Origin of the sequence: Brevundimonas sp. UBA7507 (assembly GCF_002478355.1) — a bacterium.
GTDB classification, from domain to species: domain Bacteria; phylum Pseudomonadota; class Alphaproteobacteria; order Caulobacterales; family Caulobacteraceae; genus Brevundimonas; species Brevundimonas diminuta_D.
Window position 1 is genome coordinate 132251 of the sequence record NZ_DLNP01000013.1, and the last position, 22532, is coordinate 154782.

General features: G+C 66.5%; 22 protein-coding genes. 13 read left to right on the top strand and 9 right to left on the bottom strand.

Annotation, left to right across the window (positions count from 1 at the left end):
• Position 1: 1 nt before the first annotated feature.
• Positions 2-139: a hypothetical protein gene (locus B3D50_RS08095; protein ID WP_286950646.1), complete on the top strand. Its 138-nt coding sequence runs from the start codon at positions 2-4 to the stop codon at positions 137-139.
• Positions 105-1706: an ABC-F family ATP-binding cassette domain-containing protein gene (locus tag B3D50_RS08100; RefSeq protein ID WP_286950648.1), complete on the top strand. Its 1602-nt coding sequence runs from the start codon at positions 105-107 to the stop codon at positions 1704-1706. Before B3D50_RS08095 ends, B3D50_RS08100 begins: the two co-directional genes overlap by 35 nt.
• Here the strand turns inward: B3D50_RS08100 and B3D50_RS08105 are convergent.
• From B3D50_RS08105 to B3D50_RS08120, 4 genes are read right to left on the bottom strand one after another with little or no spacing between them, the layout of a single operon-like run.
• Complete coding sequence (locus tag B3D50_RS08105; protein WP_286950649.1) at positions 1679-3280, bottom strand: EAL domain-containing protein; 1602 nt, start codon at positions 3278-3280, stop codon at positions 1679-1681. The genes B3D50_RS08100 and B3D50_RS08105 overlap by 28 nt on opposite strands.
• 47 nt (positions 3281-3327) lie before the next feature.
• A complete protein-coding gene (locus B3D50_RS08110; protein WP_046654081.1) occupies positions 3328-3768 on the bottom strand; it encodes a hypothetical protein in 441 nt (146 codons plus the stop codon).
• Positions 3765-4073, bottom strand: a complete 309-nt coding sequence (locus B3D50_RS08115; RefSeq protein ID WP_286950651.1) for a rod-binding protein — start codon at positions 4071-4073, stop codon at positions 3765-3767. Before B3D50_RS08115 ends, B3D50_RS08110 begins: the two co-directional genes overlap by 4 nt.
• Complete coding sequence (locus B3D50_RS08120; RefSeq protein ID WP_286950653.1) at positions 4073-5191, bottom strand: flagellar basal body P-ring protein FlgI; 1119 nt, start codon at positions 5189-5191, stop codon at positions 4073-4075. The genes B3D50_RS08115 and B3D50_RS08120 overlap by 1 nt, the downstream gene beginning before the upstream one ends.
• A 185-nt stretch (positions 5192-5376) precedes the next feature.
• Between B3D50_RS08120 and B3D50_RS08125 the strand changes: the two genes are divergently transcribed.
• The 4 genes from B3D50_RS08125 (at position 5377) to gltX (ending at position 8440) form a co-directional block, all read left to right on the top strand.
• Positions 5377-5805 (top strand): flagellar assembly protein FliX, encoded by a 429-nt coding sequence (locus B3D50_RS08125; RefSeq protein ID WP_286950654.1) that lies wholly within the window; start codon positions 5377-5379, stop codon positions 5803-5805.
• A gap of 186 nt (positions 5806-5991) precedes the next feature.
• Positions 5992-6426, top strand: coding sequence for an RNA polymerase-binding protein DksA (gene dksA / locus B3D50_RS08130; protein ID WP_286951130.1), 435 nt, complete (start codon positions 5992-5994; stop codon positions 6424-6426).
• A 118-nt stretch (positions 6427-6544) separates the two neighbouring features.
• The gene (locus B3D50_RS08135) at positions 6545-6913 is read left to right on the top strand and encodes a DUF4377 domain-containing protein (protein WP_286950655.1); all 369 of its coding nucleotides are present in this window, start codon (positions 6545-6547) and stop codon (positions 6911-6913) included.
• 192 nt (positions 6914-7105) lie between these two features.
• Positions 7106-8440, top strand: a complete 1335-nt coding sequence (gltX, locus tag B3D50_RS08140) for a glutamate--tRNA ligase (RefSeq protein ID WP_286950656.1) — start codon at positions 7106-7108, stop codon at positions 8438-8440.
• Positions 8441-8516: 76 nt separating this feature from the next.
• On the opposite strand, the gene B3D50_RS08145 is transcribed toward gltX, so the two are convergent.
• Positions 8517-8810: a CC_3452 family protein gene (locus B3D50_RS08145; protein ID WP_286950657.1), complete on the bottom strand. Its 294-nt coding sequence runs from the start codon at positions 8808-8810 to the stop codon at positions 8517-8519.
• A gap of 115 nt (positions 8811-8925) precedes the next feature.
• A complete protein-coding gene (locus B3D50_RS08150) occupies positions 8926-9531 on the bottom strand; it encodes a TIGR00730 family Rossman fold protein (protein WP_076222622.1) in 606 nt (201 codons plus the stop codon).
• Between the two features lie 131 nt (positions 9532-9662).
• On the opposite strand from B3D50_RS08150, the gene B3D50_RS08155 reads away from it, so the two are divergent.
• Positions 9663-10421, top strand: coding sequence for a hypothetical protein (locus tag B3D50_RS08155; RefSeq protein ID WP_286950660.1), 759 nt, complete (start codon positions 9663-9665; stop codon positions 10419-10421).
• Between the two features lie 136 nt (positions 10422-10557).
• On the opposite strand, the gene B3D50_RS08160 is transcribed toward B3D50_RS08155, so the two are convergent.
• Positions 10558-11178 carry a TetR/AcrR family transcriptional regulator gene (locus B3D50_RS08160; protein ID WP_286950662.1) on the bottom strand — a complete coding sequence of 207 codons (621 nt, stop codon included), beginning with the start codon at positions 11176-11178 and terminating at the stop codon, positions 10558-10560.
• Positions 11179-11240: 62 nt separating this feature from the next.
• On the opposite strand from B3D50_RS08160, the gene B3D50_RS08165 reads away from it, so the two are divergent.
• The 6 genes from B3D50_RS08165 (at position 11241) to B3D50_RS08190 (ending at position 19720) form a co-directional block, all read left to right on the top strand.
• A complete protein-coding gene (locus tag B3D50_RS08165; RefSeq protein ID WP_286950663.1) occupies positions 11241-12026 on the top strand; it encodes a Coq4 family protein in 786 nt (261 codons plus the stop codon).
• Between the two features lie 105 nt (positions 12027-12131).
• On the top strand, positions 12132-14504 hold the full coding sequence (locus B3D50_RS08170) for an acyl-CoA dehydrogenase (RefSeq protein WP_286950664.1): 2373 nt from the start codon (positions 12132-12134) through the stop codon (positions 14502-14504).
• Positions 14504-15814 carry a 3-oxoacyl-ACP reductase gene (locus B3D50_RS08175; RefSeq protein WP_286950665.1) on the top strand — a complete coding sequence of 437 codons (1311 nt, stop codon included), beginning with the start codon at positions 14504-14506 and terminating at the stop codon, positions 15812-15814. The genes B3D50_RS08170 and B3D50_RS08175 overlap by 1 nt, the downstream gene beginning before the upstream one ends.
• 53 nt (positions 15815-15867) lie before the next feature.
• The gene (locus tag B3D50_RS08180; protein WP_286950666.1) at positions 15868-16707 is read left to right on the top strand and encodes a MaoC family dehydratase; all 840 of its coding nucleotides are present in this window, start codon (positions 15868-15870) and stop codon (positions 16705-16707) included.
• Positions 16707-17993 carry an acetyl-CoA C-acetyltransferase gene (locus B3D50_RS08185; RefSeq protein ID WP_286950667.1) on the top strand — a complete coding sequence of 429 codons (1287 nt, stop codon included), beginning with the start codon at positions 16707-16709 and terminating at the stop codon, positions 17991-17993. Before B3D50_RS08180 ends, B3D50_RS08185 begins: the two co-directional genes overlap by 1 nt.
• Positions 17990-19720, top strand: coding sequence for an AMP-binding protein (locus tag B3D50_RS08190; protein WP_286950668.1), 1731 nt, complete (start codon positions 17990-17992; stop codon positions 19718-19720). The genes B3D50_RS08185 and B3D50_RS08190 overlap by 4 nt, the downstream gene beginning before the upstream one ends.
• Here the strand turns inward: B3D50_RS08190 and B3D50_RS08195 are convergent.
• Positions 19717-20580: a bile acid:sodium symporter family protein gene (locus tag B3D50_RS08195; RefSeq protein WP_286950669.1), complete on the bottom strand. Its 864-nt coding sequence runs from the start codon at positions 20578-20580 to the stop codon at positions 19717-19719. The genes B3D50_RS08190 and B3D50_RS08195 overlap by 4 nt on opposite strands.
• A gap of 45 nt (positions 20581-20625) precedes the next feature.
• Positions 20626-22302 carry an FAD-binding dehydrogenase gene (locus B3D50_RS08200; protein WP_286950670.1) on the bottom strand — a complete coding sequence of 559 codons (1677 nt, stop codon included), beginning with the start codon at positions 22300-22302 and terminating at the stop codon, positions 20626-20628.
• Positions 22303-22532: the final 230 nt, after the last annotated feature.

Sequence of the window (22532 nt, forward strand, 5' to 3'; positions counted from 1 at the left end):
CATGATCAGCACCCTGGAAATCGGTTTCGCCCTTTCCGTGCCGCTGCTCGTGTTCGCCTATGTTCTCGCTCAACCCAAGCCCAAACCGATCCGCATCCGCACTCGTGACGCTCAACAGCGTCGCGGCCCGCACGCCTGACGGTAGAGGCCTCTTCGACAATCTGACGCTCGCCTTCGGGCGCGAACGCACGGCCGTCGTGGGCCGCAACGGCGTGGGCAAGACCACGCTGCTGCGCCTTGTCGCCGGTCTGGCTGAACCCGCTGAGGGCGCGATCTCGCGCGCCGGAACCGTCGGCTGGCTGGCGCAGGCCCAGACTCCGGCTGATGACGAGACTGTGGCGGATACGCTGGGCGTGGCCGAGCCTCTGGCCGTCCTGCATCGCGTGCTGGCGGGCGAAGGCTCGCTGGACGACATGGCCGAGGCGGACTGGACGCTGGAAGAGCGGATGCAGGCGGCTCTGGCCGAGGTCGGTCTGGCCGATCTGGCGCTGGATCGCCGCACGGCGGACTTGAGCGGCGGCGAACAGACGCGCCTGCGACTGGCGGGGTTGAAGCTGGCGGCGCCGGACCTGCTGGTGCTGGACGAGCCGACCAACCATCTGGACGCTGAGGCCCGCGCCATGATCGCCGATGTGGTGGCCGACTGGCCGGGCGGGGTGGTGTTGGTCAGCCACGACCGCGCCTTGCTGCGCCGCGTGGATCGCATCGTGGAACTGTCCAGTCTGGGCGCGCGGGTGCATGGCGGCGGCTGGGAGCTGTATGTCGAGCGCCGCGACGCTGAACGAGCCGCCGCCGAACGCGATCTGGAGCAGGCCGAGCGCGCCATCGGCCGCGTGCAGCGCGAAAATCAGGCGGCGCAGGAGCGTCAGGCTCGGCGCGACCGTGCGGGCAAATCGGCGCGCGCCAACAGCTCTGATCCGAAGATATTGCTCGACGCTCAGGCCCAGCGGGCCGAGGAGAGCGGCGCGCGCGGCCAGCGCCTGGCCGAGCGCAAGCGTCAGGCGGTCGAGGCGGAATTGGCCGAGGCGCGCGAGCGTGTCGAACGCGTGCGCCAGATGGCCCTGGCCATGCCGTCGACGGGCCTGCCTGGCGGGCGCACGGTGCTGAACCTGAGTGATGCGGTCGTGACGGTCAATGACGGACGCCGCTTGCTGGGGCCGCTTTCGCTGCGCCTGACCGGGCCGGAGCGTGTCGCTGTGATCGGTCCTAACGGGGCGGGCAAGACGACGCTCCTGAAACTGATCGCCGGCTTGTCAGAGCCTTCGTCGGGGACGGTCGAGCGGCCGGTCCGCGCGGCTCTGCTGGATCAACAGGCGGCCATGCTGAAGTCCGACGAAACCCTGGTGGACGCCTGGCTGAGGTTGAACCCGCAGGGCGCGCCGAACGCCGCGCGTGCGGCTCTGGCGCGCTTTCTGTTCCGCAATGTGCAGGCGGACCGACGTGTGGGCGAACTGTCGGGCGGAGAGCGTCTGCGCGCGGCGCTGGCTTGCATCATGACGGGCGCGGAGCCGCCGCAGCTGCTGGTGCTGGACGAACCCACCAACCATCTGGATATCGATTCCGTCGAGGCGGTCGAGGCCGCCCTGTCAGGCTATGACGGCGCCTTGGTCGTGGTCAGCCATGACGCTGATTTTCTGGAAAATCTGGGCGTCAAACGGACGATCGTGCTGAAGGATGGTCAACTCCAGCCTTCGACCACGCCTTGACGGCGGCCGCGGATGGCGGGGGTGTTCAGGATGGTGCGCGGCTCTGGCTCGGCCCGGCCGAACAGCCAGCCCTGACCGTGAGTGACCCCTAGATCGTGCAGGGCGTCGGCGACCTGATCCGTCTCGATCATCTCGGCGATAGTCTCCAGCTCCAGCGAGCCGCACAGCTCGACCAGATGGGCGATCAGGGTGCGCGTGCGGGCGTCGATGTCGATATCCCGCACCAGGGCGCCGTCGATCTTCACCGCATCCACCGACAGGCCGCGCAGATAGTCGAAGGAGGCCGAACCTGCGCCGAAATCGTCGATGCAGACCTTGATCCCGGCGTTGCGCAGGGCGCCTAGGCGCCGGTCGGCGGCGGCCAAATCGGCCAGGGCGGCGGTCTCCGTCACCTCGACCATCAGGCGACGTCGGTCGTCGGGCGCCGAGGCGGTCATCTTCAACAGGGCGGCTACATAGGCGTCGCTGGCCAGGGAAGCGCCCGAGACGTTGACGGCGATCTTCAGCAGGCCGCCGCCCGGCTCGCGCAGGCGGCGCACCGCCTTCTCCGCCACGGCCAGGTCGAAGCCGTCGATCAGGGCCAGTTCCTCGGCCATGCGGATGGCGGCGGCGGGGCCTGATCCTTTGCCGAAGCGGGCCAGGGCTTCGAAATGGTGCACCGCCCGCGTCTTCAGGTCGACGATGGGCTGATAATAGAGGGCGAACTCGCGGTCGCGCACGATGCTGCGGAAACGATCGGCGTCCTTCAGCGTGCGTTGCAGGGAATCGGCGAAGGACAATTCGGGCTGATCCAGCCCGCCGTCCTTCAGGCAACCCTCGATGGCGAACCGCATGGCGCGCAGGGCCGAGGCCGCGTCGCCGCCTAGAGCGCTCTGCGTCGCGACGGCGGACAGGGCCAGACCCTCGGCCTGACCGGCCTTCTGCATTTCCGCCGCAAGGTCGCGCGTATCGTCCAGGCTGCGGATCAGGGCGTAGCGATCTGACGTCAGCTGACCCGCGCTGGCGCCGTCGTGCGAGGCGGCGTTCAGAGAGGCGCCGATGCGGCTGTGGACGCGTTCCAGCGTGGCGGGATCGACGCCCTGCAGGCCGTTCACGTCGATGAAGGCCAGCGCTAACCGCTGCAGGGCGCCGGCCTCGCCGCCTGCTAAACTGGCGCGGGCATGATTGAGGAAGCCCTCGGCGTCTCTGGTCGGGGCGCCGGCGGGCAGGGGCGCGTCCTCGACGACGAAGGGCTCGCCTTCATAGGACAGGGCGCAGGATTGCGCCGGAGCGATGTCAGGCAGGGCGAAGGCGCGCAGGGTGGCTCGACGCATGCGGCCGTCGCCGCAGTCGACCAGGACTTCGGCAGCCGGGCTGCGCTGGCCGGGACGCAGCTCTGCCAGCAGGTTCTGAAGAACGGCTGCACTGTTGATCGACAGGCGATCGCTGAGGGGATGGCCGACCCAGGCGGCCGTCTGTTGGCCCGCGACGGCGCCGGAACCCAGGGCGAAGCGCACCACGCCGTGCTGATCGACTTCGATCAGGGCGTCGGCAGCGGCGAAGGCCAGGCCCAGGAGGCGCGGGGTCAGGTTCATGCCGAAGCCATAAGACGCAGGCTGTTAAGGAATAGCGACGGCTGGGGTCAGGCGGTGCGATTCAAGGCTACGGCCCGCCCGTCGCCTTGCATGGCCTGGCCCGAAGCGCCGTAACCCACGCCCTGCGCGCGGGCGCCCGCCACCTCGGCCGCGATGGTGCGGACCAGACCTTCGGAAACCTGGCGCGCCGCTTCCACGGTGACGGCGTGTTCAGCCAGCACCGTTTCAAAGGCCTCGGTCGCCTCGATCAGGGCGCGGCGGTCAGCCTCCGGGGCGATGGCGATGGCGGCGGGATTGGCTTTCACCTGCGCCGACTCGCGACGATAGAGGTTGGCCATCTCCTGCGTCTGGGTCATGCCCTCGTTCAGATCCTGGGCGCGGTGGGCGCGCAGAGCCTCCATTTCCAACGACAGCCGCTCGGTCAGGTCGCGGGTCAGGCGCGTCAGGTGCTGTACGCGCAGGGCGGCGGTTTCGACGTCGGCGGTCATGCGCCTTGCTCCTGCATCTTGATCATCTGGGCCAGAACGCTGTCGGCCAGGCCGACGCCGCCGGCCTTCACCGTCTGTTGGGCCATGGCGTCGACCAGAAAGCCGCGCCAGGCGGCTTCGCCCGCGCCGCCGCCGAAGGGCGCTTCGGTGCTCAGGCCCTCGAACATGGGCTTCATCATCTGCGACAGGAAGCTGGCCTCGAAGGCTTCGGCCGTGCGTCGCATGGCTTCGCGATCCTTTGACGGAGATGCGTCGGCTGGAAGGTTGGCGCGCTGCAGATCGGGGGAGGCGGCGAGGGGGCTCATCAGATCACCTCGATTTCGGCCTGCAGGGCGCCGGCGGCCTTGATGGCCTGCAGGATGCTGATCATGTCGCGCGGGCTGACGCCCAGGGCGTTCAGGCCGTTGACCAGGGTGGACAAGGAGGTCGAGCCGCCCACGATCCGCATCTGACGGCCGGTCTCTTCCGAAATGCTGATGTCGGACTGGGGCACGACCACCGTCTGGCCGCCGCGGCTGAAGGGCTCGGGCTGGCTGACCAGGGGCGTCTCCTGCACCGAGACGGTCAGATTGCCCTGCGCCACGGCGACGGTGGATATGCGCACGGCCTCGCCCATGACGATGACGCCGTTAACCTCGTCGATAATGACCTTGGCCGGGGAGTCGATCTGGACCGGCAGGTTCTCGACCCGGCTGAGGAAGCCGGCCATGCCGAAGTTCTGCGGCGCGCGGATGGCGACCACGGTGCCGTTCTCGGCGAAGGCGGTCTGGGGGTAGGTCTGGTTGATGGCGGCGGCGATGCGCTGGGCCGTGGTGAAGTCCGGGTTTCGCAGGGTCAGGCGCACCGAAGGCATGGAGCCGAGGTCGAAGCCCGTCTCACGCTCCACCACCCCGCCCGAGGCGATGCGGCCCGCGGTCGGCACGCCCCGTGTAATCGAAGACCCCGATGCGCCCGAGGCCGAGACGGCGCCCGTCTGCACCGATCCTTGCGCCACGGCGTAGATTTCGGCGTCCGCGCCCTGCAACGCCGTCACCAGCAGCGTGCCGCCCAGCAGGCTCTTGGCGTCGCCCATGGCCGAAACGCTGACGTCCAGCCGTGAGCCAGGCGTGGCGAAGGGCGGCAGCTCGGCCGTGACCATGACGGCGGCCACGTTCTTGGTGTTCAGGTTGGCGCCGCGGATGTTGACGCCCTGGCGCTCCATCATCCCTTCCAGCGACTGGCGGGTGAAGGGCGAGTTGCGGACGCTGTCGCCGGTGCCGTTCAAGCCGACCACCAGGCCGTAGCCGACCAGCTGGTTCGAGCGGACGCCCTCGATGGAGACGATGTCCTTGATGCGCGACTGGGCCTCGGCCACGCCCGGCTGGGCGACGAGAACCAGGGCCGCGATGGCCGGGCCGATAAGGGCGGTAAGCAACTTCTGCATACGACAGACGTCCCTGCGTGAGCGTTCGTCATTAACCATGCGAGGATCGTGCCAGAAGAAAATACGAGTGAATTCAATATCGGTCGATTTTCGACCCGGTGGTTGACGGCAGGTTTTGCCGGGCTGTTAACCAAGACTTCAGCCCCCCGAGTGCAGGATGCGAAACGTAGAAGGAGACGTCTTGTATGAAGGTCACCGGACCCTTGGGCGCCGCTTCGACGCCGGCTGCGCGACCCGCTGCGCGTGGCGCGGGCGGCTTCGCCTTGCCGACGGCCGGAGGCGCGGTCTCTGCGGCTCAGGCCGGCGCGACCTCATCCGCGTCAGGCGTCGCGAGCGCTGCTGCTCTGATGGCGTTGCAGGGCGTGGAAGACCCGACTGAGCGCCGCCGTCGCGCCATTCGCCGGGGCTCGGGTATGCTGGACCGACTGGACGAGCTGAAGCTGGCGCTGTTGGGCGGTCAGGACGGGGCGACAGCCCTTGGGCGTTTGGCCCGCGACCTGCGCGAAGAGCGCGATGAAGAGCATGAGCCGGGCCTGAAGGCTGTGCTGGACCAGATCGATCTGCGCGCTTCGGTAGAATTGGCGAAAGCGGAAATGAGTCGATCGCGCTCCTGAAGGCGTTGAAACTTCGGCTGAACCCCCGATTCCCGGGGCTTTGTGAGGATAATTCGTCACACTGTCCCTGCGGAAGCGCAGCTTAGCCATATCACGGACTCGCGAACGCCATTGCCGCGACTCTTGCGCTTGCCTATACGGCCCATGCGCCGCAGGGGGGCGCGATAGAGAACGAGTGTGAGTGCGATGACCGCATTGGCCTCTGAAGCGTCCGGGGATACGGCTGTTTATCGGCCGACCGACGACGAACCGTTCATGAACGAACGGCAGGTCGCCTATTTCAAGAAAAAGCTTTTGTCCTGGAAAGACGACATTCTTCGCGAGTCGAAGGGCACTGTCACCAATCTGAAAGCCGAGACCGAGAACCATCCTGACTTGGTGGATCGGGCCTCATCGGAATCCGATCGCGCGCTGGAGCTTCGGACTCGCGACCGGCAACGCAAGCTGATCTCCAAGATCGATGACGCGCTGCGCCGAATCGAGGACGGCACCTACGGCTACTGTGAGGATACCGGCGAGCCGATCGGGCTGGGTCGTCTGGAGGCTCGCCCGACGGCGACCTTGTCAGTGGAGGCTCAGGAGCGGCATGAACGTCGTGAGCGGGTCCACCGCGACGACTGAAGCGATGCAAACTTTCGTCAAATGACGAAAAGTTCGGGTTTGCTCCAAGCTTGAGCCATTCTGCGCTGCGACGGCGTTGATCTGCCGTCGTTGCTCTTAATCTATGCAAGGATGTTTCATGACCCGTACGTTCGCCTCTCTTTCGGCTGTCGCTTTGTTGGCGCTTGGGGCCTGCGCCCAGACATCTGCAGTCGACCCCACGCGTCCTGCGGGCCAGGGCGGCGTCGTAGAGAAGGTTGTCTATGTGGCCTCTGAAGTGCGCCCCTGCACGGCGGGCGTGGCGCGGACGACCTGTCTACAGGTGCGTGAGACCGAGAGCGCGCCCTGGGAGCTGCACTATTTCGGCTACGAAGGGTTCGAGCATAAGCTGGGCGTGGAATACCGCCTGCGCGTTCGCGGTACGCCGGTCGCCAATCCCCCGGCCGATGCGTCTTCCACCCGCTGGTCGCTGATCGAGATTCTGGACCAGAAGCCGGCGCAGAACTGATCTGGAGTTCCGGTCGCGTTTCTCTTGACTTCGAAGGGGACGTGATCGACCTAGACGCTTATCGGAACGGCGTCGCGCCTGCACAGGTGCGACGCCTTTTCGACGTTTTCAGAGACTGGACGCTCTGCCCGGATCATCATGGTTCGCGGCGGGCCGCCCGGCCGCCTTCGCTTTCAGGCTCGCAGGATCCTCATGTCCGTCAAGGTTCGTTTCGCTCCGTCTCCCACGGGTAAGCTGCACGTCGGCAATGTCCGCACGGCTCTGGTGAACTGGCTGTTCGCCAAGGGGCAGGGCGGCGCCTTTGTGCTGCGCATCGACGACACCGACCTGGTCCGTTCGACCCAGGAGTCGGAAGACAACATCGAGATCGACCTGAAGTGGCTCGGCCTGACCTGGGACGAACGCTACAACCAGTCCAAGCGGTTCGACCGCTATGAAGAGGCCGCCGCCCGCTTGAAGGCCGATGGCCGCCTCTATCCCTGCTATGAAACCGCCGACGAACTGGACCGCCGCCGCAAGGTGCAGCTGTCGCGCGGCCTGCCGCCCATCTATGACCGCGCCGCCTTGTCCCTGACAGATGCTGAAAAGGCCGCGCTGGAGGCCGAGGGCCGCCGTCCGCACTGGCGTTTCAAGCTGGAAGGCAAGCGCGTCGCCTGGGAAGACCTGGCGCGCGGTCATGCCGAGGTGGACACCGCCTCCATGTCCGACCCGGTTCTGATCCGCGAGGACGGGCTGTTCCTCTATACGCTGCCGTCGGTCGTCGACGACATCGACATGGAGATCACCCACATCATCCGGGGCGAGGACCACGTCACCAACACCGGCGCCCAGATTGAGATATTCGAGGCGCTGGGGGCCAAGGTTCCCGGATTCGCTCACATGCCGCTGCTGGTCGGCGCCGACGGCACGGCCCTGTCCAAGCGTCTGGGTTCGCTGGCCATCATGGACATGCGCGCCGACGGCTATGAGCCGATCGCCATCACCAGCCACCTGGGCAAGATCGGTACCTCGGACAATCTGGAAGTCGCCGCTTCGCTTCAGGATTTGGGCGAGGCCTTCGCCTTCTCCAAGATGGGGCGTTCGCCCGCCCGCTACGACACGGCTGATCTGGATCGCCTGAACGCACAGGCGGTGCACGCCATCGACTACGCCGCCGCCAAGCCGCGCCTGGAAGCCCTGGGCGTCGATCTGGGCGAGACCTTCTGGAACACGGTGAAGGGCAACCTCAGCAAGTTCGGCGATGTTGTTGAGATGGCGAAGATCGTCACGGGTCCGGTGACGCCGGTGATCGAGGACGCCGCCTTCGCCGCCGCGGCTCTGGAACTGCTGCCCGAAACCATTGACGCCGACGTCTGGTCGGCCTGGACCTTGGCGGTGAAGGACAAGACCGGCGCCAAGGGCAAGGGTCTGTTCATGCCGCTCCGTCTGATCCTGACGGGCCAGGCGCACGGACCGGACATGGCGGCCATGATCCCGCTGATCGGGCGCGAACGCATTATCCAGCGCCTGAAGGGCGAAACCGCCTGACGGGTCCGTCCAAGGGATAGAAGAAAGGCCGCCTTCGTCGTGAAGGCGGCCTTTTTCGTTCAGGGTTGAAGCTGGATCAGCCCGCGTTGCAGGCGGCGATCTCTTCTGCGCTCAGGGCCTGGCCCTTGTAGGAAAAGCTGGTCACCGGACCCAGCTTGGCGACCACGCGGCGGCAGGCGCGCGACGCGGGCTGGTTGGAGCCGCCGGTGGCGGTGCAGGCGTCGCCTTCGCAGCGCCAGGCGGCGCCGTCGACGATCACACGGCCGGTCGGGGCCTTGGCGGCGTCAGCCAGGGTGGCGCTGGTGGCCGGGGTCTGGGCGAAGGCAGGGGCGGCCGCGAACAGGGCGACGGCGGCGAGAAGAGCACGCATGAACAGTCTCCGATAAGGGTGGGGCGCACGCCCAGCATCGCCATAGGCCGTTTTTTAAGAAAACTGTCAATCCAGCTTCTCGCCTGACGGACTGGCGTTACTGACGCACGTTTACTTACCGACGATCATGTTGCAAGTGGGGCGTGTCCTGAGCTGATTTCATGGCTTCGATCGCGCCCTCGACCGAATCGACGCTGACATAGGCCTCCAGGAAGCTGGCCGGCGTCATGCCCTTTTCGACCGTATGTTCGATCAGGGTGAAGAAGCCGTCCCAGAAACCGTCTAGATTCAGGAAGATGACGGGTTTGGCGTGCAGGTCCAGCCGCTTCCACGACAGCAGCTCCACGACCTCTTCCAGCGTGCCGACGCCGCCGGGCGCGACGACGAAGACGTCGGATTCGTCGTACATCAGTTGCTTGCGCTCGTGCATGGAGGTGACGACGATCGTCTCCACATCGTCGAACAGGCGCTCACGGCTGCGCAGGAAGGCGGGCATGATGCCGACGACGCGGCCGCCGGCTTCATGCGCTGCGCGGGCCGAGGCGCCCATCAGGCCCACGCCGCCGCCGCCATAGACGAAGCGCCAACCCGCCTCGGCTACAGCCTTGCCGAACTCCGCGGCCGCCTGGATGTAGCGCGGGTCGGTCCCGTCGGAAGAGCCGCAGAACAGGCAGACGGATTGGCCCTCGAACGGGGCGATGTTGACGGAGGGCAGGGACATGGAACCTTTGGTGACCTCGGGCGGCAAGTGAAGACAGGCGGGGAGCGCCAAGCGGGCCGGGTTGAAGGGGCTGGGCCAAGCGAACGGAGCCGTCTATCTGGACACACAGCCTTATAGCGATGCGGGACAGGATGGAACGAAGGATCGGCCTGCGACTGAGTTTGAGCCTGGCGCTGGGATTGGCGACGGCGCTTTCGGCGTGCGGCGCTCCCAAGAGCGATGTGGAAGCCGATACGGCCGAAGTCCAGGATGGCGACTGGATGGCGACGCCGCGCATCACCAGCGTGTTGTCCCAGGCGTCTGGAGGCGTCTTGGTGCGGGGAGAAGCCGCGCCGGGCGCGCGCGTGATCCTCAGCGGCGCTGATGGTTCTGCCGTGGCCGCCGCCGCGGATGCGCAGGGGCGATTCGAGCTGCATGTCGGTCCTGCGGCGGTCGGGCAGATTCTGACGCCTGAGATCCAGATCGGGCAGGCGACGACGCCGGGACCGCAACGTCTGCTGGTGGTCGGGGAAGGCGGGCGTCTGGCCGCCTTGTTGACCGACGGCGGCGCCAGCCTGCGCCTGACGCCAGGACCGACCTTGGACGCTTTGGACGGCGACGGTCGCGGTCTGATCGCCTCGGGCCGCGCTGACCCTGGCCGAAAAGTCGCGGTCCAAGCCGGAGGAGGAACGGCCCAGGGCGTGGCGGATTCGCATGGTCGTTGGAGCGTTGTCGTTCCTGCTGTGGGAGATCGCGCGAGCGATATCGAGGTGGAGGGACGGATATTCCGCTATCCGGGCCCTGGCGCGCCCCCTGATCGGGTCGAGCGCGCAGGAGAGGGGTGGCGGGTCACACGCCAGTTGTCAGGCGCTGCGCGCCAGACGACCTGGTTTCCTGATGCAGGCGCATGAATTTCAGGCCTGATCGTCGTTAATGCGGCATTAACCAAACCAGTTGATCAAGAGGCGGTCTTCTTTCTTCGAGGACACCCACCATCACCAAACGACTTTCGGCCCGATGCTCATTGCGTCGGGCTTTCTTTTGATCTCACGTGCGTGGGTGCATGGTGAGGAAGGCAGGCAGCAAGCTGGCCACGACGCGGCGGCTGGCATCGTCCGATTGACCCAGCATCTCCCGTAAAGGGTCGCCGATCAGCGCTTCGCCGAATGCGCTGAGCGCAATGAAGAGAACGGCCGAGCCGATGATCTCGTCTGATCGATCGCCGCCCAGGCCGATCTTTTCCTGGATGGCGACAACCAAATTCTGAACGGCCTCTCGAACGGGTTCGAGGTGAGACAGGTCGCCAGACAATGCGATCCAGGCCGCCAGTCGGCCTGCGCCGCCGGTCGAAAAAGCGTCGAAGACGGCGTTGATGAGCTCCAATGGAGCGCCTTCATCTGTCCGAAGCCGGGCGACTGCGGCGTCCAAGGCGTTGCTGAGATCGGCGACCATCGAGCCCATGAGCGCCGACTGCAGTCCGGCGGCGGAGCCGAAATGGTGGATCAGGTTGGCGTGGGTGACGCCTATTTCTCCCGCGACCGCAGCCAGGGTCACGGCGTTCGGTCCGCCAGACAGCAGGAGGTCGCGCGCTGACGCCAAGGCTTCGCGGCGGGCTTCCTCGGGCGAGCGCCGTCGGCGGCGCGGCTTATCGGCGATTTTAATTGACATTTATGTAAATGACATCCATGTAGGTAACGTGTCTTACGAGTCGTCCAAGGAGACTGCAAGCCATGGTCGCGACGGCGCTTGATGATAGTGGAGCCATAACGGGCTTTCGCGAAGCCTCTCGCACGCTGAAACGTAGAGTTCAGCCCGTTCGTGCGGCGCGCGCGATACGTCGGTTGGTGGCGGACAAGGATGATACCGAACAGGTGTTCGAGATCATGAACGCCTTGGCGGGACGTTCGGTCGACTGGGGCTATGCAAAGTTGCTGAACTCCTCCGAAGGCGGCGTTCAGGCGTATCGCCGTTTGGAATTGGCGGACCGACTGCAGGATCGGGAGTGGTTGAAGACCATGCCGGCAGGCAGCGTCGGCGCGGCCTATCTGGATTTCATCGTCTCACAAGATTTATCCGCTTACGGCCTCGCTGAAGAAAGCCGCAAGGTGACGGATAGCGAGATCGAGGCCGCGCATCCGCGCGCCTGGTACGGGAGACGCCTGCGAGACGTGCACGACATCTGGCACGTGTTGACGGGCTATCACACGGACGCCCTGGGCGAGGCCTGCGTCGTGGCCTTTTCTCTGCCGCAGACGCGGAGTTCCGGCTTCGGCCTGATCGCGGCGGCGATCGCCGTGCAGTTCGCACGGGCGCGCACCGGCTATCCATGCGCGCGGGCGGTGTTTCAGGCCTGGCGCGACGGGCGCCGTGCGGCCTGGCTTCCAGGACTGGATTACGAAGCCTTGCTGGCAGAGCCGTTGGATCAAGCGCGGCGGCGCCTGCGTATTCGCAGGCCGGACGTCTACGAACGCGTGCCTGCGGCGGTTAGAAACGCCTACCTGGGCGGCAAGGGCTGAGGCGCGAGCGAGGGAGCGCGGGCGGGGCGGCCGCGTTTCCTCCTTTTAGGACAATGGAAGACAGTCTGAGCGACTTCGCCTGTCGCTAGGGCGGAGGGATCGTTCATGTGGATATGGATCGTGTCGGGCGCGGCTGTCGCGGCCCTGCTGGTGTTGCTGCTTATCCGGCCTGTGCGCCGCATCTTGCTATCTCGCCCGGCGATGAGCGTGTTTCGCCGCGTTATGCCGCGTATGAGCGCGACCGAGCAGGCGGCGATCGAGTCCGGCAACGTCTGGTGGGACGCCGAATTGTTCTCGGGGCGGCCGGACTGGAAGCGTCTTCTGGCGACGCCTGCGCCACGCCTTACGGATGAAGAGCAGACCTTTCTCGATGTAGAGACCGAACGGCTGTGCGACCTGTCCAACGACTGGGACAGCACCGCCGTCTGGCAGGATCTGTCGCCTGAGGCATGGGCCTATGCGCGGGACAAGGGGTTCCTGGGCATGATCATCCCAAGGGCCTACGGAGGCCTTGGCTTCTCGGCCTACGCCCACAGCCAGGTGATCCAGAAGCTATCGACGCGCTGTTCGGCGGCGGCGGTGTCGGTGATGGTGCCGAACTCTCTGGGACCGGCCGAACTGCTGCTGCACTACGGCACGGAAGAGCAGAAAAACCACTATCTGCCGCGACTGGCGCGCGGGGAAGAGATTCCCTGCTTTGCCCTGACCAACCCCTTCGCGGGTTCGGACGCCGCTTCGATCACCGACACCGGCGTGGTCTGCAAGGCCATGTGGAAGGGGCGGGAGACGCTGGGCTTCCGCATCACCTGGCGCAAGCGCTACATCACCCTGGCGCCCATCGCGACGGTGATCGGCCTGGCCTTCCGTGCGGTTGATCCCGAGGGGCTGCTGGATCAGGGCGATGAACCGGGGATCACCTGCGTCCTGATCCCGCGCGAGCATCCGGGCGTGCGGATCGGGCGGCGCCATTGGCCCCTGAACGCTGTCTTCCAGAACGGTCCGATCGAGGGCGATGATGTCTTCGTGCCGATGGAGATGGTCATCGGCGGGCGTGAGCAGGTTGGAAACGGCTGGCGGATGCTGATGGAGTGTCTGGCGGCGGGCCGGGCCATCTCCCTGCCGTCGTCGAACGTGGGGATGTCCAAGCTGGCCGTGGGCATGGTCGGCGCCTATGTCGCCATCCGTCGCCAGTTCAACCAGCCGATAGGCGCCTTCGAGGGGGTGCAGGAGGCCCTGGCTCGGATGGCGGGGCATCTTTACGCCACCGACGCCGTGCGGCGGTTGGCGGCGGCGGCGCTGGATCAGGGCGAGAAGCCTTCGGTCGTCTCGGCCATCGCCAAATACCATGTGACCGAACGCGCTCGCATCATCGTCAACGACGGCATGGACGTGATCGGAGGCAAGGGTGTCTGCATGGGCCCCGGCAACTTCCTGGCCCGCGCCTATCAGCAGATTCCGGTCGCCATCACGGTCGAGGGCGCCAACATCATGACGCGCACCTTGATCATCTACGGCCAAGGCGCGATCCGTTGCCATCCCTATGTCCTGCCGATGATGCGGACAGCCGAGATGCGGGACTTGAAGGCGTTTGATCGCGCCCTGTTCGGCTATGTCGGCTTCGTGCTGGGCAATATGGCGCGGGCGGTCGGGTTCAGCCTGACCGGCGGCGCGCTGATCACGGCGCCGCGCGACGCCGCACCTGAATTGCGTCGCTATTACAGACAGGCGACGCGGCTTTCGACCCTTCTGGCGTTGGCCTCGGAAGTCTCGATGGCGACGGTCGGCGGCGCCTTGAAGCGCAAGGGCGCTCTGACGGGGCGACTGGGCGATATGCTGTCCCAGCTTTTCATCCTGTCGGCGGCGTTGAAGCGTTTCGAGGACGAGGGGCGTCCGGCCGAAGACCTGCCTTTCATTCATTGGGCGGCGCAGGACGCACTGAACCGTGCGACGACGGCCTGGCGAGACCTGCTGGCCAATCACCCGAGCCGGGGCGCGGCCCTGTTCCTGAAACTGGCGGGGGCGCCGTTCGGCCTCAAGGCGCCGACGCCCGGCGACAAGTGCGCCGCCGAGGTCGCGGGTTTGATCCAGCGCCATGGCCCTGCGCGGGATCGACTGGTGGCTGGATCATGGAGCGCCAGCGTGGAGGTCGATCCCATCGCCGCCGTCCTCGTGGCCTTCGACCTCTACCCACAGGTGGAGGCTGTCGAAGCGCGGCTGAAATCGGCGATCAGGACCGGACGCTTGTCTCGCGCGCCGCAGGATCTCACTCGACTGGCGGACTGGGCGCGAGAGGCGGAGACGCAAGGCTTGATCGACGCCGTCGAAAGCGTGCTGATCGAGCGCTATGCCGAGGTGGCGATCCAGGCGATCATGGTCGACGACTTTCCTCAGGACTTCGGCCTGGCGGACGGGCTGGCCCGTCGTGAGGCGGCGTCGGGTCGTCCAGGGGCGACGGGCAAGGGGCGGCAGGCCGCCTGATGTCGGATCGTTATTTGGACTTCGCCAACAGCGGTATGGGCGGCTGGTTGACCGGTGCTCTGGGTTTGCCGCGCCCCTTGCCGTTGCGCCGCAGGGCTGAGGCCGGAGCGCCGCCTGTCGGACCCCTGCTGCTGGGCGGCGGCGGGCGGTTGTCATCGCTTCTGCATCGACTGGCGGGCCAGTGGAGCGTCGATCTTCATACGACGCCAGATGAAGGCGCGCGCTATGGCGGGTTGATCTTCGACGCTTCCGACACCGACCGGGCGTCCGGCGCCGCGGACCTCTATCGCTTCTTTCATGAGGCGGTGCGCCGCCTTGGACCTTGTAGTCGAATGGTGGTGATCGGCCGACCGCCCGAAAGCATGGCGGACGCCGAGGGGGAGGCTGTTCAGCGGGGAGTGGAGGGCTTTGTCCGCTCCTTGGCCAAGGAGGCGCGCGAGGGCGGGACGGCGCAACTTTTGCGGATCGCGTCGGGTGGGGAAGAGGCCGCGGCGTCCAGCCTGGCCTTCTTCCTGTCGCCGCGCTCGGCCTATGTCTCGGGCCAGGTGATTACGATCGGCGCGGCGGCGTCCGCGTCGATTTCCACTGGCCGGAGGCGAGTCCTGATCACCGGCGCGTCGCGTGGGATCGGTGCGGCCATGGCGCGACTGTTCGCAGCCGAAGGCTGTGCAGTGACCGCGCTTGACGCGCCTAGCGCGCAGGCTGACTTGCGTGCTTTAGCCGCCCAGATCGGGGCCGAGGCGTTAAGCGTCGACATTACCGCAGCCGATGCGGCGGAACGTCTGGTTGAGGCGGCGCGGGCGGCGGACGGCTATGACGCGGTGATCCACAACGCAGGGATTACGCGTGATCGCACGCTGGCCAGAATGTCGGCGACCGAGTGGGGCAGCGTCATGGCTGTCAATCTGGGTGCGCCGCTGGCCCTGACGCGCGCCTTACTGGATGCGGGCCAGATTCGGGCGAACGGAAGGATCGTGGCGGTGTCCTCGCTCAGCGGCATCGCGGGGAACAAGGGGCAGGCCAACTATGCCCTGTCCAAGGCAGGCTGGATCGGCGCCGTCCGGCGTCTGGCCGCCGAGACGGGGCATGGGATCACCGTCAACGCCGTCGCGCCCGGCTTCATCGAGACGCGCATGACCGCCGCCATCCCCTTCGCCATTCGTGAGGCGGGACGACGGATGAACAGCCTGGGGCAGGGCGGCCAGCCGGTCGACGTGGCCGAAACGGCTCTTTGGCTGGCTGAGGCGGACAACGGCGGCGTGAACGGCGCCGTGGTGCGCGTCTGCGGTCAGAGCCTGCTGGGGGCCTGACGGATGCGGAGGGCCAAAAGATGAGGGGAGCAGAAGCGGCCGCCCCGGTCTCTATGCTGCAACTGGCGGGCGGCGCGATACGGGGCGTATTGCGTGGTGAAACGGGGAGTTGCGACCTACCGAAGGCGGAACTGGCGGCGCAGCCGCTGCGTCTGGATGCCGATGCGATCGGGGCCTACGGACGGCTGTGCGGTTTCGTGACCGCACAGGGCGTGCCCCTGACCTGGCCGCACATCCTGGCCTTTCCGATGCATTTGCGTCTGATGATGCGCTCGGACTTTCCGTTTCCCTTGGCGGGCTTGGTGCACCTGCATAACCGCATTCGCCAATATGCGAGGCTGAGGCCGGCCGAGGCGTTGAGTCCGCATGTCCGCTTCGGTCGCCTGATGTCGCATGAGCGCGGGCAGGCGTTCAGCATCCTGACCACGATGGGGCGGGACGGCGTGGTCGTCTGGGAGGCCGAGAGCCTTTATTTGAAGCGCGGCGGCGCTGGGTGCGGCGCTGCGGCGCCGGAGATGGAAGCGGCGGCCAAAATGACGCAGCATCAGTCTTGGTCGCTTTCTTGCGATCTGGGGCGTCTATATGCGCGGGTGTCCGGGGACGCCAATCCTATCCATACCTCTGCCCTTGGGGCGCGGCTGTTCGGTTTTCCGCGCGCCATCGCCCATGGCATGTGGACCCAGGCGCGGGCGCTGGCCGCTCTGACGCCGCCCGATGGACTGGAGGCGGCCGAGATCGAGGTTTCCTTCCGCGCTCCGCTGCTGCTGCCGGGAACGGCGGCGCTGTTCGTTTCGCCGGATTATCGCAACTTCGAGGTGCGCGATCCGACGGGCGAGCGCCTTCACGTGCGAGGACGCCTGAGCGCCCTGGCCCCATCGGAGATCATCGGCTGATGCTGACCCTGTCCTCGCCGCGCCGTGTCGCCATCGTCGGCGCCAATCGCATTCCCTTCGCCCGGTCGAACACCGCCTACGCCGAGGCGTCGAACCAGGACATGTTGACAGCAGCCCTGCAGGGCCTGATCGACCGCTATGACCTTCATGGGCTGCGGCTGGGCGAGGTGGCGGCGGGCGCTGTGCTGAAGCTCTCGCGGGACATCGCTCTGACGCGCGAAAGCGTGCTGGGGACGACGCTGGGCCACGACACGCCCGCTTATGACGTGCAGCAGGCCTGCGGCACCGGCCTGGAGGCGGCCATCTTGGTCGCCAACAAGATCGCCCTGGGCCAGATCGAGGTCGGGATCGCCGGCGGGGTGGACACCACCTCAGATGCGCCGATCGCTCTGAATGAAGGTTTCCGCCGCGCCTTGTTGGCCGCTAACCGTGAGAAAACGATGTTGGGCCGGTTAAGGGCCTTGTCGCGAGCGGGATTAACCGCGCCCTTCCGGCCTGAGCCGCCGCGCAACGCTGAGCCGCGCACGGGCCTGTCGATGGGCGAGCATTGCGAGCTGATGGCCAAGCACTGGGCCATCCCGCGTGAGGAGCAGGACGCCCTGGCGATCCGCAGCCATCGCAATATGTCGGCGGCCTATGAGGCCGGACTGTTCGACGAGATGGTTTCTCCCTTCAACGGGTTGCAGCGCGACAACAATTTGCGGCCCGATATCGATCCGGCCAAGGTCGCGGCGATGAGGCCGGTCTTTGATCGTGAGAACGGCACGCTGACGGCGGCCAATTCCACCCCGCTGACGGACGGCGCCTCGACGGTGCTGCTGGCTAGCGAGGAATGGGCGAGGGCGCGGGGTCTGCCTATCCTTGCCTGGATGAGGGCGGGCGAAACAGCGGCCGTGGACTTTGTCAGCGGCGAGGAAGGCCTGCTGATGGCGCCCGTCTACGCTGTGCCGCGAATGCTGGCCAAGCTGGGGCTGACGCTTCAGGATTTCGACTTCTATGAAATCCATGAAGCCTTCGCTGCTCAGGTGCTGTGCACACTCAAGGCCTGGGAAAGCGACGACTATGCGCGCGCCCGTCTGGGGCTGGATCGGGCGCCGGGCCCCATCGACCGGGAGCGGTTGAACATCCACGGCTCGTCATTAGCGGCGGGGCATCCGTTCGCGGCGACGGGCGGGCGTATCCTGGGTAATCTGGCGCACATGCTGAACCGGGCGGGCAAGGGGCGCGGCCTAATCTCAATCTGCGCAGCCGGGGGGCAGGGCGTCGTCGCCGTGATCGAGAAATGAGCGCGATGCTGGATGTGACGCAGACCGATGCCGAGCGCCTGTGGGCCGAGCGATTCTGGACGCGCGCCTATCGACCCGACGTGCCGGCGATGATCGACGACGAACTGGCGCAGTGGTCCTCGGTCGGCGACCTGTTCGCGGCGGACGCCCGAAAATATGCGGACCGCGTCGGCTTCGTCAGCATGGGCTCGGGCGTGACCTATGGGCGGACGCTTTCGGAAGCGCGAGCTTTTGCGGCCTGGTTGCAGGTCAAGGGCGTGCGGCCCGGCGACCGGGTGGCGTTGATGATGCCGAATTGCCTGCAGTATCCGGTGGCGCTGTTCGGCGTGCTGTTCGCTGGGGCTGTGGTGGTCAACGTCAACCCGCTCTACACCCCGCCCGAGCTGCAGCATCAGCTCAAGGACAGCGGCGCGGTCGCCATCGTCGTGATGGAAATGTTCGCCGCCACTCTTGAACGGGCGATTGTGGGGACGGACATCCGCCATGTCGTCGTCACGGCCATGGGCGACATGATGGGGCCGGTGAAGGGGACGGCGATCACCGCCCTGCTGCGCCATGTCGAAAAGCTGGTGCCGAAGTGGCGCATCCCGCAGGCTGAACGCTGGCCCGCCGTGATGCGTCGGGCGCGGCGACTGTCGCTGAAGCCGGTCGAGACGAAGGCGGAAGACCTCGCCTTCCTGCAGTATACAGGCGGCACCTCCGGCGTGGCCAAGGGGGCCATGCTGACCCATCGGAACATCATCGCCAATGTTCTGCAGGGACGCGCCTGGATCATGGCCCAGATCCCGCAGGATCAGGTGGTGGGCAACGTCACCATGCTGCCGCTCTATCATATCTTCTCCCTGACGGCGAACCTGCTGATGTTCGTGGGCGTAGGGGGGCGCAACATCCTGATCGCCAATCCGCGCGACGCGAAGCGGGTGGAGTGGGTGCTGAGGAAGGAGCGGTTCGCGGCCTTCACCGGACTGAACACCCTGTTCGCCGGCCTGCTGAAGAATGAGGCCTTCCGCGATCGCGACTTTTCCGATCTGCGCCTGACCGTGGCCGGGGGCATGGCGACCCAGGCGTCGGTGGCCGAGGCTTGGCAGAGCGTGACCGGCGCGCCGCTGATCGAAGGCTATGGCCTGACCGAAACCTCGCCGGTGGTCTGCATCGGCTATGTGGATATCGAGCGGCCTGAGACGATGGGCTTCGACGGCACGGTCGGGCTTCCTGTGCCTTCTACCGAGGTGCGGATGCGTCGCGACGACGGAAGTTGGTGCGGGATCGACGAGCCGGGCGAACTATGCGTGCGCGGCCCCCAGGTCATGCGCGGCTACTGGAACCGGCCGGAAGAGACGGCCAAGATCCTGTCGTCCGACGGCTGGCTGGCGACGGGCGACGTGGGCGTGATGCAGGCGGACGGCCGAGTGCGGCTAGTCGACCGGATCAAGGACATGATCCTGGTGTCCGGCTTCAACGTCTATCCGAACGAGGTCGAGGATGTGGTGGCGGCCCACCCCCTGGTGGACGAGGTAGCCGCTGTCGGCGTCCCCGACCCGGTGCAGGGCGAGCGGATCAAGGTGGTCATCGTACCGCGCTCGTCCGAGCTGACAGAGGCGATGATCGTCGCCCACTGCCGTGAGCGGCTGACCGCCTACAAGGTGCCGCGCATCATCGTCTTCCGCGACGAGCCCCTGCCCAAGACCAATGTGGGCAAGGTGCTGCGCCGCGACCTGCGTGACTAGGCCCGGCCGGGCTTTCTGCGCGTGATCAGGAAGCCGAAGCCAGCCGCCAGCGGGAACATCAGCACGCCATAGACGGCGCCGGGCAGGGGCATCTCGGGACTGTTCAACACCGACTGGGCGATGACGATGGCCAGGGTGGCGTTATGCAGCCCGACCTCAAAGGCGCTGGCGACGGCCTGCGGGCGCTCGATCCTGAGCAGGCGCGGCACGCCGTAGCCGACGCCCAGGCTGAGCAGGCAGAAGGCCACGGTGACGCCCGCCAGGTTGCCGATCTGGCTCATCAACACATCGAAGCTGGAGGCGGCGGCGCCGACGATGACCAGCACCAGGATCAGGATGGAGGCGATCCGCACCGGCCGGTCCATGGCGGCTGCGAAGGCAGGGCGCCATCCGCGCACCAGCATCCCCAACGCCACAGGCGCCAGAACGATCATGAAGACCTCTACGGTCTTCTTGAATTGCAGGCCGACATGCAGGTCGCCGGGCTGGAAGAAGGCGATCGCCAGATTGACCACGACGGGCAGTGTGACGACGGCGATGATCGAGTTGATGGCCGTCAGGCTGATGTTCAGCGCCACATCACCCCGGAACAAGTGGCTGTAGAGATTGGCGGTCGTTCCGCCTGGGGAGGCGGCCAGCAGCATCATGCCGACCGCCAGAACGGGCGGCAGGCGGAACAGCAGCACCAGCCCGAAGCAAATGGCCGGAAGCAACAGCAACTGGCAGGCCAGGGCCACGCCTGCCGCCTTGGGCCGCTGGGCTACGCGGGCGAAGTCTGCAGGCGTCAGTCCGAGGCCCAGGCCGAACATGATGATGCCCAGCGCGACGGGCAGGCCGATGGTGGCCATTGCGGAATCCATGCGTCGTTTCTCCCCGTGCGCCAGATGGCGGCGCGATTGTCCCTCTTAGGCCTGGCCCGCCAGCGCGCGCCCCGCCGCCCGTCCCGAGAAGATACATCCGCCCAGGAAGGTGCCCTCCAGCGCATTGTAACCATGCAATCCGCCGCCGCCGAAGCCCGCAGCTTCGCCGGCGGCGTAAAGTCCTTCCAGCGGCGTTCCGTCCGACGTCAGCACGCGACTGGACAGGTCAGTCTGCAGCCCGCCCAGCGACTTTCGCGTCAGGACGTGCAGCTTGACCCCGATCAGCGGCCCGGCCGCCGGGTCCAGCACCCTGTGCGGCGCAGACGTGCGGGCCCAACGATCGCCGCGATACCGCCGGCTGTTGTGAATGCCCTGGATCTGCACGTCCTTGGCGTAGGGATTGGCCACCTGGGCGTCGCGGTCCTCGATCTGGGCGCGGATCAGGGCTGGGTCGAGCAATGGCTGCTCGGTCAGGCCGTTCATCTTCCCGACTAATGCCTCCAGATCATCGGCGACCACGAAGTCGGCGCCCTTGTCGCGGAAGGCGGCGACTTCTCGAGGCGCGGCCTTGCCCAGGCGCGAACGCAACACGCCCAGAAGGTTGCGGTTGGTGATGTCCTGGTTCTGCTCCGAGCCGGACAGGGCGAACTCCTTGGCCAGCATGGTCTCGGTGACGATGAACCAGGAGTGGTCGTGCTCGATCAGATCGGGCGTCGTGCGCAGATGTTTCAGCGTGGCGATGGTGTCGTAGCCGGGCAGGGCCGGGAAGGGCAGGCGCCGCCCTAGGGCGTCGAACCACAGCGGCGACGGTCCCGGCAGGATGCGGATCGCATGGTCGGGCCAGATCGGCGCCCAGTTCTGCACGCCCTCCACATAGTGCCACATGCGGTCCCTGTTCACGAGGCGCGCGCCGGCGTTGGCGGCGATGTCCAGCATCCGCCCATCCACATGGGCGGGCACGCCGGTGATCATGGTCTTCGGCGGCGCGCCCAGCCGTTCGGGCCAGTAGCGGCGGACCATCTCATGGTTGCCGCCGATGCCGCCCGTCGCCAGGATCACTGCGTCGGCCTTCAGGGTGAAGTCGCCGATGACCTGGCGATTGGAGGGGGCGCCTCGCGGCGCGTCATCGGGCGCCAGCACGGCGCCCGCAACGCCGGTCACCCGCCCGCCTTCGACCAAAATCTGATCGACTCTATGCCGGTGGTGAAAGGTCAGCCGCCCGGTTCTCGCTGCTTCTCTGGCTCGGTGCGCAAACGGCTCGGATACGCCTGTGCCCGTGCCCCAGGCGACATGGAAGCGCGGAACGGAATTGCCGTGACCGAATGCCTTGCCCGCGCCGCGTTCGGCCCAGCCGACCATGGGCGTCAGTTTGATGTCGTGTCGGCTGAGCCAGTCGCGTTTTTCTCCGGCCGCGAATTCCACGTATGCGCGGCCCCATTGCACCGCCCACTCATCTTCAGCCAATGGCGCGCCCAGGCGATCCCAGCCGGCGCTGCCCTGCCAGTCGCGCCACGCCAGGTCCAGGCTGTCACGCACGCCCAGCCGCCGTTGCTCGGGCGAGTTCACCAGGAACAGGCCGCCGAAGGACCAGAAGGCCTGCCCGCCCAGGTTGGCGGCATTCTCCTGATCAACCAGAGCGACTCGCCGTCCTGCACGCGTCAGCACATTTGCAGCGACGAGGCCCGACAGGCCGCCGCCGACGATGATGACGTCTGCATCCATGCTCAATGCTCCCCGGAAAATTAAACAAATAACACCCATGTCAATATTAGTGTGCGGGTTGGAATCGTCTATAGAAAACATGGGTATCGAATAGGAAGCTGAACTATCGTCCAGCCGAAACTTCCCTAGCGTCAGCAGACATTTATGTAAGTAGCTGTTGACACGATTATGAATAGATGGATCGATAGGCTCAGCCGTCGGCGCATCCGCCTCGTCTTCGGCACATCATA